The sequence below is a fragment of the Acinetobacter pittii ANC 4050 genome, assembly GCF_000399685.1.
In the GTDB taxonomy this organism is placed as follows: domain Bacteria; phylum Pseudomonadota; class Gammaproteobacteria; order Pseudomonadales; family Moraxellaceae; genus Acinetobacter; species Acinetobacter pittii_E.
This window is the reverse complement of sequence record NZ_KB976987.1, coordinates 1,852,941-1,864,993: the sequence shown is the minus strand read 5'-3', so window position 1 is coordinate 1,864,993 and position 12,053 is coordinate 1,852,941. Positions and strand designations below refer to the sequence as shown.

The 12,053-nt window shown below is 39.2% G+C and carries 16 protein-coding genes; all 16 read left to right on the top strand.

Annotated features, from left to right (window positions below; genetic code table 11):
- Positions 1 to 145 precede the first annotated feature (145 nt).
- The 16 genes from F931_RS12595 to F931_RS12520 all read left to right on the top strand — a co-directional run bounded on the left by F931_RS12595 (position 146) and on the right by F931_RS12520 (position 12,029).
- Positions 146 to 502, top strand: a complete 357-nt coding sequence (locus F931_RS12595) for a hypothetical protein (protein WP_016141732.1) — start codon at positions 146 to 148, stop codon at positions 500 to 502.
- Positions 502 to 840: a hypothetical protein gene (locus tag F931_RS12590; protein WP_000633139.1), complete on the top strand. Its 339-nt coding sequence runs from the start codon at positions 502 to 504 to the stop codon at positions 838 to 840. Before F931_RS12595 ends, F931_RS12590 begins: the two co-directional genes overlap by 1 nt.
- Positions 821 to 2,266: a hypothetical protein gene (locus F931_RS12585; protein ID WP_016141731.1), complete on the top strand. Its 1,446-nt coding sequence runs from the start codon at positions 821 to 823 to the stop codon at positions 2,264 to 2,266. The genes F931_RS12590 and F931_RS12585 overlap by 20 nt, the downstream gene beginning before the upstream one ends.
- Positions 2,254 to 2,868, top strand: coding sequence for a hypothetical protein (locus F931_RS12580; protein WP_000377371.1), 615 nt, complete (start codon positions 2,254 to 2,256; stop codon positions 2,866 to 2,868). The genes F931_RS12585 and F931_RS12580 overlap by 13 nt, the downstream gene beginning before the upstream one ends.
- Positions 2,869 to 2,946: 78 nt before the next feature.
- Positions 2,947 to 3,405, top strand: coding sequence for a hypothetical protein (locus F931_RS12575; protein ID WP_016141730.1), 459 nt, complete (start codon positions 2,947 to 2,949; stop codon positions 3,403 to 3,405).
- 11 nt (positions 3,406 to 3,416) lie between these two features.
- Positions 3,417 to 3,644: a hypothetical protein gene (locus F931_RS12570; protein WP_001237354.1), complete on the top strand. Its 228-nt coding sequence runs from the start codon at positions 3,417 to 3,419 to the stop codon at positions 3,642 to 3,644.
- A 72-nt stretch (positions 3,645 to 3,716) separates the two neighbouring features.
- The gene (locus F931_RS12565) at positions 3,717 to 4,622 is read left to right on the top strand and encodes a hypothetical protein (RefSeq protein WP_016141729.1); all 906 of its coding nucleotides are present in this window, start codon (positions 3,717 to 3,719) and stop codon (positions 4,620 to 4,622) included.
- Between the two features lie 2 nt (positions 4,623 to 4,624).
- A complete protein-coding gene (locus F931_RS12560; RefSeq protein WP_016141728.1) occupies positions 4,625 to 5,428 on the top strand; it encodes a hypothetical protein in 804 nt (267 codons plus the stop codon).
- A complete protein-coding gene (locus F931_RS12555) occupies positions 5,421 to 5,621 on the top strand; it encodes a TraR/DksA C4-type zinc finger protein (protein ID WP_000130711.1) in 201 nt (66 codons plus the stop codon). Before F931_RS12560 ends, F931_RS12555 begins: the two co-directional genes overlap by 8 nt.
- 11 nt (positions 5,622 to 5,632) lie before the next feature.
- Positions 5,633 to 6,145: a hypothetical protein gene (locus F931_RS12550; protein ID WP_000014220.1), complete on the top strand. Its 513-nt coding sequence runs from the start codon at positions 5,633 to 5,635 to the stop codon at positions 6,143 to 6,145.
- Positions 6,146 to 6,164: 19 nt separating this feature from the next.
- Positions 6,165 to 8,156 (top strand): Hint domain-containing protein, encoded by a 1,992-nt coding sequence (locus tag F931_RS12545; protein WP_016141727.1) that lies wholly within the window; start codon positions 6,165 to 6,167, stop codon positions 8,154 to 8,156.
- Positions 8,157 to 8,228: 72 nt separating this feature from the next.
- Positions 8,229 to 9,767, top strand: a complete 1,539-nt coding sequence (locus tag F931_RS12540; RefSeq protein WP_016141726.1) for a phage tail-collar fiber domain-containing protein — start codon at positions 8,229 to 8,231, stop codon at positions 9,765 to 9,767.
- 14 nt (positions 9,768 to 9,781) lie between these two features.
- Positions 9,782 to 10,060 (top strand): hypothetical protein, encoded by a 279-nt coding sequence (locus tag F931_RS12535; RefSeq protein ID WP_001243275.1) that lies wholly within the window; start codon positions 9,782 to 9,784, stop codon positions 10,058 to 10,060.
- A 1-nt stretch (position 10,061) separates the two neighbouring features.
- The gene (locus F931_RS12530) at positions 10,062 to 11,192 is read left to right on the top strand and encodes a hypothetical protein (RefSeq protein ID WP_016141725.1); all 1,131 of its coding nucleotides are present in this window, start codon (positions 10,062 to 10,064) and stop codon (positions 11,190 to 11,192) included.
- Positions 11,182 to 11,730, top strand: a complete 549-nt coding sequence (locus F931_RS12525; protein ID WP_016141724.1) for a hypothetical protein — start codon at positions 11,182 to 11,184, stop codon at positions 11,728 to 11,730. The genes F931_RS12530 and F931_RS12525 overlap by 11 nt, the downstream gene beginning before the upstream one ends.
- A complete protein-coding gene (locus F931_RS12520) occupies positions 11,727 to 12,029 on the top strand; it encodes a hypothetical protein (RefSeq protein ID WP_016141723.1) in 303 nt (100 codons plus the stop codon). The genes F931_RS12525 and F931_RS12520 overlap by 4 nt, the downstream gene beginning before the upstream one ends.
- Positions 12,030 to 12,053: the final 24 nt, after the last annotated feature.

Sequence of the window (12,053 nt, the reverse complement as noted above, 5' to 3'; positions counted from 1 at the left end):
CCCTATACGTTCTCGTGTCATAAGTGGAGCGGGCTTTGTATATATAATAATCCATGCATTTCTTAATTTCAAATATGGAACCATTCACGCTTACATATATACAAAAGCAATACCCTTAATACAGTTCTTATTAAGGGTGTTTTTTATGCAAATTCAAATCGGTATTGATATTGTCTTAATTCTTGCATTTTTAGTTTATCTTTCCGTTGTTACTGGATGGAATAGCAAGAATAAAGCTGCGTATATTAAACAATTCCGTCATGTGCCTATAAGCCTCTTATTTAAAGAAATCAGATATATGTATTTCATAAGTATGGCATGTGTATTGATCACTATTATTCTTGTTGATTGGAGAATCTATAACGTTGCTTCATATTTTGATGCATTAAGCGTTTCATTATGGATATTCATAATCTATTTCACCATTTTTTCAACTTACCAGATTGGCACCGCAATACTAGTAAAGCTTTTGATGATTTTCAGTAATAGAGCAACTTCTTAATGATCACATCTAAAACAATTTTAGACATGGTTGAGTACTGGCTTAATCATCCGGTCAATGGGAAGTATGGTTCTGACTTTGGTGCACCTCTTTATGATTTGCTAATGGCACCTTTAGACTCGAGGGTGGCAGATAGTTTTCTCATTAAGATGAAAAAGGATCTACCAATATTATCTGAGCTTAACTCTGACCAATTAGCACTGTATTCACAAACCGAAGGATTTGAGACGGTTCATATTCATTTAAGCATCATGAATGTGAATATAGATCTTAACCAAGTAGCAGACCGATTGGGTAAATCAGTAACAGGTGAGACATATGACATTAACGCAAGCTGATTTTGAAGCCCAGCTCCAAGCAGCGATAGATGATTATGAGATTCAGGAACGCTATAAAGCTCAAGATCCACTTGTCGTTCACCAGCTGCGTTCTATGGCTAGTTTTTTGACTGCATTTGGTCCAGAAATCGATATTGCTTCAATTGAACCATTTACCAAAACACGTGACCGCTCAATTATTGCGGATGCTACAAATAAAGGCATTTTGCCTATAGGTACGCCGTGTCAGCACTTAATTGAAATCATTAACCGGTCAACAAATGCTGTGAGCTTAAGTCAAGGGCGAATGATTGAGGACCATAGCGGCGGTAGAGTGTGGCGGTTGCTTCAATCCATTACTGTTAAAGCTGGTGAGACGGCGGAAGTAATAGCAGAACAAAGTGAATACCGTGAAATTAAATATGTTGTACCAGTTACTGAAGGGTTCCATAAATATCGAATAGATCTTTTAGAGGATCTTTCACTTGCAAATATTTCTATTAAGCAGGGTAATAATAACTATGTAATTAAGCCGCGCTGGATGAATGTTGAACCAGGTGAATATGCTGTAACAGTCACTACAGATAATCTAAGAAGACTATTTATTGAGTTTGGTGATTCTGAAAGAGCTGGACGTACTCTGCAAGCCAATGAAACGGTAATAATTGGAATTCTTGAGACATACGGGGAAGTTGATGTTAATCGTTTAAAAGATGCGGCTTTACTTGATGTACTTACTAATGATGAACAACGCATATCAGTGCGTTTTAAAGCTGGTGGAGTGATTAGAGAGGGCGTAGATCCGTTAGCTGTATCAGAATTACGTTTATTATCAAGCTATCCATCACTTTACGATGAAGATGCGGTATTTCTCGGTAACTTTGACTATGCTGTCCGTAAAAAATTCATGAAACGGGCACAGTTTATTTCTGTTTGGAATGAAACGTTGCAAGAGCAACACTTTGCCATTACATACCGCGACATTAATCATTTAAACCTTGTGGTGGTTGCCAAGAACCCAACTGAACAAGCAACGTTAGAACAAGATATCTGTCGGTATATTGGTTATTGCGATAACTTGTATGAAGGTAAAGTGAATGTACATGAAGTTGTAGAAAAGCCAATTGAAGTAAAAATTAAAGGCTCTTTGGCTTCAGTACATAACACAGATATGGTTAAGACACAGATCAAAGAATTACTTGTAGAACGATACGGGCGTGAATCATTGAGCTCAAGTCGTTGGCTGGTTAATGGCTTTAATACGCAAGAAATGGGGAAGCTGATTAATGACAATATTGTGGCTTTCCAAGACCGGATGAGTGACTTTACCATTATGCTTTCAAATGAGTTGAATAAGCCTAATGAGTGGGTGTATGTGACAAAAGACAGCATTACTGTTGAGTTGGAACGCACAGCTGATATTTCGGGGGCTACATGGACTCTATAAGCTTTACTCGGCCTATCGATGAACACTATGTAAGTACGGGCTTGCAAACCGCACTTGCTAAAGCATTTAAACAAGTATTTGCACAAAACTTTGAGCAGTCCATTCAAGATTTATTGGATTACGGTTGTCCTCATATCGGTAGTAAAACAGTTGTAGAACGGTTCTCTAAACAAAACGGACTTGTTGTATTACGCCGAAATAACACCTCTGACACGTTAATGCGAATTATCTATGCCAATTGGAGCAGCATGGGTAATAAAAGAGGATTAGCGTTTTTAGAGTTTGTTTTACGAATGTTGTGGGGGAAAGATCATTTTCAGATTATCCGGCTATGGCATAGCTTGGAAAAGCTAAAAGAATATCCAGCCTATTTGTCTGATTTTGAAAAGCCAAATTACTTCTTAACAAGTCGGATTAGAATTGTTTTAGATAAAACTGTTGATGCAAATGAAGTGGTAGAGCTGTCACCGATATTACGCCGTTTAGTACCAGCCAATATTGTCGTTAAAGTTCACTCAATGGCATTTGATAGAGATTTAGGCACCACAAGCTTTGCAGCGGCAATAGCAGCTAAGCCTTATGCAGTCTATAACTTCCTTTAATTCAATTGGAACTGTTGAGTTAGCGCACAAATACAAAATGATTTCATAGTCCTGTTCATTAGTTCAGGACTTTTTTATATGCAACAAGCTCAAGACAATGTTTTAGTAGGAATCGCAGAACCTATCAATGGTCAGGGAGAAAACTTATTAATTGATCATTTCTTAGGATATGCTAGCCATGAATTAGAACCACAAGAAATTGATAAAGTTATTAAAGGGGAAGTGGTTGAAGGCATCACGGAATATGCTCAGGGCCATTACTATAAGATTTCAGCAAATCCTGAAAACCAAAATGCAAAAGATTTTGAAATCAGTATTCATTTTCAGGATGGCCCAATTCCAGAACATGGTGTGAATGGGGTTACCAGTGAAGCATTGTTAAATGTACTTATTCACCGTACTAAAACCTTGGATGAAAAATTTCCGAGTGAGTTCAACAAACAAGCCATTATTTATATGGAAAGTGCGCTAGAAGAATTTAATAAACGTACAGCTGAGCGCCGTGCTCGTGGTGTTGAAGGCACTCTTGTTAAGTAATTGGGTGAAGTATGCGATTAAAAATCTTTTGTAGAAAACGTGCTTGTTCTCAATTAATTGACTTATCTCAAATGGATTGTTTGCAAGTCTCCGAAAGTGAACATCGAGGAGGCATGATCCATGAGCGCTTTTATGATGTTTTTATTTCTCTTAAAAGTGGGTACATCTTTGATGCAACCATTGAAGATAAACAGCATGACAAGCTATTGGAATTAATTGAGTTTGATCAAAAGATTTGATTTGGAACTGATTAAATTTCAACTATAGAACAACTGAAACAATAGCCTCAATCACAGCATTGGGGCTTTTTTATGGCTAGCAAAAATAGAAAGACAAAAGTTCTATCTTACAACTTACATGACCGATGCCGTAAATATACCGGTGTTGATCGAAGTAATGTCGATGTTGATGCAATGGTCAACTTGATCAACAGTGACCATGTACAAGAAATGGTTGCTACTAATTCATTACAAGGTTTTTACGGTCATCAAATTCGACAGCGCTATGGTATGGTGCCGCCTGAAACGGTGATCATTAAAGGTAAAGTTGTATATCTTTCACGGGCGTTTAAAACAATTGAATTACGTGCTTCAAAGGATGGAACAGTTGAACACCGAGAAGAGTTTTATGATAACGAGCCTGGTGAGATTGCATTACAAGATTATAAAGCCCAAGCGGGTGGTTTTAGCACATCAGTCAATTACAAGAACGTCGGTGGCCGTTTAATTCCAACGGGTTTTTTTGGTTTTGATTTCGTTGCACAACCAAATTATGCAAGCAATGTAGGTGATGGTCAGTTATTTGATGGATTATTTGTTCCTGAAGAGCCTGAAGGTGTTGTTTCTTGCTTTGATAGCGCAACAGATATTTCACAGTTATCACAGCCCGAAATTATTATTGCCCAATTACTTGAAGATCAAATTTTACAGACATACGACAATATCAATAGTCAGCTGCAATTATTAACCGAGTTAGGAAATGCTCAAGGATTAGTGGGTGAATTATCAGAAAAATTTGATAAACAGAAACGCCTGCAACAACTTAGAGAAGAACGCAAAAAAGAACTCTATACGGGTATGGTAAATCCTGTGAAGAGTTTTGATTCAGTACAACAACAAGCTGAACAAATCATTCAAAGTTTGGACAATCCAAACGTAAAAGAGAAAGCTAAAAAGCCTAAAAAGTCTTTTGGCAATATCTTTAGTGTATGGGGGTAATAATGAATTACCCCAACGATTCGCTTAAATGCATCCAAAACGCTTGGTATAAGCAGCTTGTCAATTTTCGTGCTTGGTATATGCCTGAGACACAATTAACGGCTGACTGGAAGTTGAGAGCCATTGGTAACGCTATAAAAGCATGTCCGTCACGGATGATGGACGATTCAGAAGCAATGCTTTCTGAATATAGAAAAAGCCAGAAGCATGAGGAAGAGTCCAAAGTGCTTTTACCTGTAATGCTTACTGCAACAGCGTTAACTGACCAACCCCCAGATGTAAATCAATTACTACCAGTCCCTGATTTTATTGAAACGGTCATTGATGAGAAACGGGTGAAGGTTCGTCTGGTGCCAACAACTGTACGTGCTCAAATCGCTTTCTTTGCCACCAATCCTAATGATCTGCGTTCAGTCATTGGGCAGTTTTGCGCATACATGTCTAGCAACGATAACCGCCGTTTTAATGTGCCATTTCAGCAATGGAATGATCATGTTGTTAATTCAACATTCACTGTTTTTGAAAATGAACTTTTTCCATCACCAGTCCCAAGCGAAGCAATCAATCTTTCTATCTCAACTGTAGATATTCAGCTTGTGGGTTATACACCTAACGTCATCGGTTTCGGTGGTCCATTCGACAACAACACAGGTAATGGCTATGAACCTGACGGCTCAGCAACGGAACAGCCCGCAATCAACGACAAAGTTGTAGTGCAAGCTGATCAGTACACATCACTCGATCACCAGCGTGTGAAGGGTGATAGAGAAACAGGTGAAATTACAGTTGAGCGTATAAATGACTGACTTAATCGATAAGGCACAAGAAAGTGCTGATTATTTATTGCAGCAAGAAATTGCAAACCGATGCCGTTTTGAAGGCGAATCTGAAAAAGAATGTGTTGAATGTGGTGAAGAAATACCAGAGCGCCGCCGTGCTTTAGGTGGCGTGAAATTCTGCATTGAATGCCAAACCAAGTTAGAACGCAAACGGCGCTAAGGATACTTGTAATGTCTGGAATTATTCGTATAGACAGCCGTGTTGCTGGGTTTTCGGATCAACCAATTCGACTTATTGGAGCGGCATTTGCTGATACAGGTGAGCTTGTTATTCAAAAAACAGCTGTTTATTCAAATTTGCCCGTACCAAGTGATTTAAGAGATCAAACAGTTGTAGTAACTGACTCACCGGACCAAGTACAGAATTGGCAATTAAGTTTCAATGCTAAAGAGCATTTAGAAGAAGTGATTTCAATTTACCAAGCTCGTTTCAGAGCAAAGTTAATTGAAATTGAGCCGAAGCTAAACCAGTACAACCCTAAAAACGTACTTGAAATCCGTAAGGTCGATAAAAACGGCCTTCAGCAGGAATTTGATAGCAGCAGCTTAAACAATGGACACATTGCAATTCTATTGGCTGTTTGGGCTAGTACGAAAATTGCCAAAGGCTTTTCAATTACTGAAGGGAATCAGTTTGAAGAAGATGCTGTAGATCCAACAATGCTTCCTTTTTCAATCTTTTAAGTAATGGTGTTTTTACGGTATGGCATTGGCACCATTAAAAGAAATTCCCGAATGGTGGGAACTTTGCGAGCGTTATCGATACGACATCTATGCTTTCGCCGTAGAAGCATTAGGTGTCGAACCCACATGGCAACAAGAATTACTTTTTGAATCTATTGCATTTGATGGTAGCCGTACTTCAGTAGCATCGGGGCATGGTTGCTTTGGTAAAGGGACATTAATCAAATTAGCCAACGGGGAGTTTATCCCAGTTGAGCGCATTAACCTAAATCATAAAATTCTTGCTGCTGATGGTAAGACAGAACTAGATGTAATTAAAACAGTAACCGGTTATCAGGAAATGTACCGGTTTGAATATGAGAATGGCAAAGCTCATACATTCAATAAATCGCATATCCTTTGCTTAATCTCTTTATACGATGGTAACGGCTGGGCGAAGGGCGACAAGATTGAATTGCTTGTTTCTCAATACATGAACCTAAAGCCAGAAAATAGAGAACAGTTTGCATCATATAGGCTTGTTGATGGGGAATATGAGCCTTTAAAAATCACATCGGTTGCCGAGCTGGGTGAAGGTAAATATTACGGTTTTGTACTCGATCCAGATCCATTTTTCTTAGGTGAAGATGACTTAGTACTACATAACACTGGTAAAACGGCCAGTGCCGGTATTGTTGCCTTATGGCATCTCTTGTTTTTTGATGAATCAATCATGATGTTTACTGCCCCGCAGATCGGGCAGTTAAAGAAACAAGTCTGGAAAGAAATCAGTATCAATCTAGCACGATTGAAGCAAGGGCCTTTGGCTTGGCTTGCTGATTATGTCGGGTACCAGTCTGAACTCGTTTACATTAAAGGCTACAAAGAAAAATGGTATGTCTTTGCTAAGACAGCACCAAAACATCAACCTACAAACTTGGCTGGTAACCACGGCGATAACTACATGGTCTGGGTCGATGAGGCCAGCGGTGTAGATGATGCTGTACTGGATGTGGCGTTTGGTGCATTAACTCACGAAGACAACCGTGCCGTAATGACGTCGCAACCTACCCGTAATGCGGGTATGTTCTATGAGACTCATCACAAGTTAAGTCATCGAGCTGGTGGTGTTTGGATTGCTCTCACATTTAACGGGGAAGAGTCACCACTAGTTAGTAAGCAATCTTTAGAAGAACAACGGCAAAAGTATGGAAGCCGTGAAGACGCTCAGTACAAGATCCGTGTTCTAGGTGAATTCCCAGACTTATCGGATGAGTTCTTAATTACCAAACGTCAAACAGAAGAAATGTATGTTGGCGCGAGTATTTTTGAGGATCATCAATTTGGTTATGTCATTACGGTAGACGTTGGTGGTGGTGTTGGCCGAGACGATTCTGTAATTGTTGTTTCTAAAGTTTGGGGTGAATCGCAATGGGGAGAGCGTGCACGCCGTGTAGAAGTTGTTGATATCCCTCTATGTAAAAATAGAGACGATATTATTGAGTTATTCGCAAAAATTAATGAGCTGCTTTTACAGTATCCAAATGCAAACCTAGTAGTTGATGATAATGGTGCTGGTAAAGGTCTTGGTCAGTACCTTAAAAAGCAAGGCATTTTCTACGTTCCAGTTTATTGGGGCTCACAATGTTTTAGTAATGACAATAGAAAAGAGTTCACGAATAAGCGGTCATTGGCTTATGTGGGCTTGGCTCGAGCAATCGCAAGTGGTCGTTTTAAAATAAAAACAAAGAAACACAATGTGAAAATTAAAGATCAGTTAATCCACGTTCCATACCGTTTTGATGACTTTGCACGATACAAAATCTTGAGTAAAGATGAAATGAAACGGATGGGAATTAAATCACCGGATATCGGTGATGCTTTTGCTTTCTTATTCTTGGAAAACGTTCACTACACTGAGGCTTACGAAACTGTAAATGTCACTGACGATACACCGGAAGGCCGTGAACAAGCTGAACGTAAGTCAAGATTCAGTGCTTTAAGAGAAGCAGCTGAAAAAGAAAATGATTAGTTATATGGAACTGCCCACTTAAATACCTATTCTTCATAACTACCATAGATCAATAAATCATATGGGTGGGTTATGGCTATTAACTTCTTTTTAACTGACGCAGGTCGGAATGCATTAAATAAAGTGGGCGATGTTGCTAGCTTTGGTGGGGAGCTTACCCATCTTGCTGTTGGTACCGGCAAATTTGATGCATCAGTAGAAGCGAAAAACCTAACTTCTCTTAAAAATGAATTAGCTAGATTTTCTCTTAACGGCGGTGGTGTAGATACAGAAACAGGTACTTTGCGTTTTGTAATGAGTATTGAGCCCACTTTAACAATGGAAGTGTTTGAGATGGGTATTTACCTATCAGATGGCACCTTACTTGCGGTGGCCTCTACTACAGCTGCTCAATCAATCATGTCTTTACATGCAAACGTAGTAGCCATTGTTACATTTGGATTTGTTTTAACTGACGTTAATTTAAAAAACGTAACTATCAAGATTGATCCAAACACACCAATTGCTGTGATGTTGATGAATCAGCATAGTGCAGATGAAGACCCTCACCCGCAATACGGCGCGTTAATTCGTAAGCTCATGACTGAACATAATCAGCATGAGGATCCGCACCCCCAATATGCATTTGAAAAAGATGTAAAAGCTAAAGACGATGATTTACAACATCAGATTGATGATCTAGATCTTAGTTCCAAAAATTTGTTACAGCAGTTAATCGATTTCAAGAAAAACTTAGATGCTCAATATCCAAAATTAATTGGAGCAGGTGTAAATATTGGTAGCTCAGCAACAGTTGAATTAGGTGGCAAAGTTACTGATTTACGTGATTCAAAGTATGCAATCTATTTAACACCAGAAAGCTCACATGAAGCATGGAAGCTTACCCGTGCTGAAAAGGGCTTTTCATATGAAGTTTGGGACCGCTCTGGTCAAAACCGGATAGGGTATTCAGGTACTGTGAACTGGTCAGTTGTTCAGGTAGCTGCAGAAACACTAAACGATGGAAACGGCGATTACACAGTACCAGGTGTTTATATCATTCCAATTCAACCAAAAGAACAAAAAGAATTCATATTGGTTGGTGCTGGTGGTGCTGGTGGTGGCAGTGTCTGGGAGTTAGGAGCATTGGCACATGGGACCAGTGGTACAGATACACGCTTACGTTTAAATGAACTTGATTTGGCGGTTGTTGGTGGCGGTAAGGGCGGTACCAGTGGTCAGTGGTCGAATGGTAGTGCTTTCTCAAATGGTGCTGGTGGTTTAGCAGGTGTAATCACTGTGACATCAAACATAACCGAAATTTCACGCAAGCTTGGTAACGCTGGTACAGCTGCAAACCAAACAAACCACAAAGGCGGCGCATCAGTAAGTCCAGTATCAAACTGGGGTGCTGGTGGTGATGGTGCTAATGGTGTAGGAGATGATGGCTGGGCACTTGGTGGTGGTGGTGCAAGTGGTGGTTTACTCATTTGCCGATATGTGAATTCAACCGAAAAAACTCAGTATATGACTTTAGTTGTTGGCGAAGCTGGTCACACTACTGAAAGTAATGGCAACAGCGGTAAAGCCGGTATTGGTGGCTTTGCTCGTGTAAGTACTGTTAAAGCTTAAATAGGTGAAACAGTATGAGAAATGACTATCGAAATGCTATCAGAGATTTAATTCACCGAAATCTTCAACAGAATAATATTCAGAACTTGATTGTATGGGAGATTAAAGAGGATGAATCGCAAGATCCATCACTCTTAAGCTACAAGCTTTATGGTTCAAGAAATCATATTGATGCGGTTTTAGTGGCCTGTGGTGCCAACGGTATTTGGGAAAAACTACCACTACAAAAGGTAGCATTTCCAAGGCTCGTTGATCTTTTAAGACTTCAAAAAGAATACTTGCAGGATAATTAATATGTCAGCATTCAAGCCAGATGATTTACGCCGTGCCCAGTTGCAATTAAACCAATCTTTGCAAAATGGCGGGGTTCGTAGAGATCAACAGAGTCGCCAACGCGCAGATCGTGAACAGCGGGCATTTGCCGAAAAGGAAATTGAATATGATGATTGGGGAAGAAAGATCCCTAAGCCTATGTTCTTGCGGCCACAAGATATTGCACAAGGCGAAAAATATGATGTAGAGAGAGTACTTTTTACAACCTTAGGTCAGCGAAATGGTGAAGTGCCACGGCGTATTACCCGTGATGATATCTTGGCATTTCAGGAAAACATTCAACTATTAAAAGATCAGTATAGTAAGGGTATTACCCCTCAAAACATCATTAATTTAAGCCGACAAGATGACATTGACCGTGCAAATGAGCAAATCTATTTGGCGGTACCAGTCAGCAGAAAAGCTGGTTTAGTGCACTTACTTACTAATGCCGGCCCAAATAGTAAAGTTTTAAATCATCACGTTGAGATTGAGTTTTCAAACTTTAAATCTGTCGTATTTGATATCGACAAACATGCATTAACCACTGTTAAAAACCGATTGGCTAAAGGCAAAATCAAATTTCAGTGTGATTGCGAACGTCATACGTTCTGGTACCGATATATGGCAACTATTGGCGGCTACAATTTAGGACGTGATGAGGGTGGCTTTCCGAAAATACGTAACCCGCATTTATCCGGTGTAGCTTGTAAGCATGTTTTGCGTGTTGTTAAGTGGATTGGTTCGCCATCAGGCATTGCATATCTTAAAAAGGAAGTAGAGAAAGACCGCCAGAAACAAGTTGGTGCACGATATAAGCAAACAGATAAGCAAATTCAGAATTCGATCAATGAACAAGTAAAAGATGTGATGAATGGTTCTGTTAAGCCCATCAAAGCCAATATTCGAAAAGCTGAAAAAGAAATGATGCGTAGAGCAGATAAAGTTGCGAAAAAACTATTAGAACGTGAACTGAAAACCCTTAAACGTTTTGAATTAGAAACTCTTAAAGCTAGTCAGATTGAAAGAATTCAAGCCTTACATAAATCAGGCGCTATTGACCAAGAAATGCTTAATATCTTTATGAAGGGTCTAAGTCGAAATGCTAAATAGATCAGTAAATCAAGTTGCAAATGGACGCCGTTTAGCAGCGAGACGTGTTGTTATGAATGCACTAGCTAGTATTCCAGCACAAGTTTGGCGCAAAGAAGTAATTTTCAATAATCCAGCTGAAGATTCAAAACCTGTAGATCCTCTTTCTTTTGAAGCAAATACTTTATCGATTCAAGATGAACCTAACTACAAGTATGAATATAAAGGCGCTGCTTATGTTCATTTAGATAAATTTAATGGTGGTTATATTCAAAAGAACTTCTCAATGAATAACCCCTCAGATTTGGTGCTAACTGCTCAAGTAGAGCCATTTAATGATGAGTTGGAAGATGTATTGGAAAGGATAATCAACATTCCCGACTTGATTCTTAAAGAAGGGGATCTTTTAGGTTTAATGATTTATGAAAATCTAATGTTGTGGTTTGAGATTGTAAATATTACTGGTTTTAGCCTCATGGCAGATTTTGGCAGTAAGTATGTTTTAAACCGTAGAGATGATTTGTTTATTTCACCGATAGGTGATGGAGATACTAAATGAGCTATTTAATTTTCAATGAAAAAGGTAAAAAGACAGGCGACATTGAAATGGCTGAACAATGTACTTCTGCAATATTCAATTACCAGGTAATCGGGAACGGGGCAGAAGTAGAGTTTTTCGGAAGCAATATTCCATATGCAGATCCGAAAAACGATTCTCACTGGGTGTCTATTCTTACATTAACAGCTGCTGCGCCCGATACTGAACCGTTTAGACAGCATTGCTGGGATAAGCTCCGTTATAAAGTGAAAGCAGGTGATAATGTGGAGATTTATGTTTCAAGTGGTGTAAGTGGATAAAGAAAAGCCCTATTTTATAGGGCT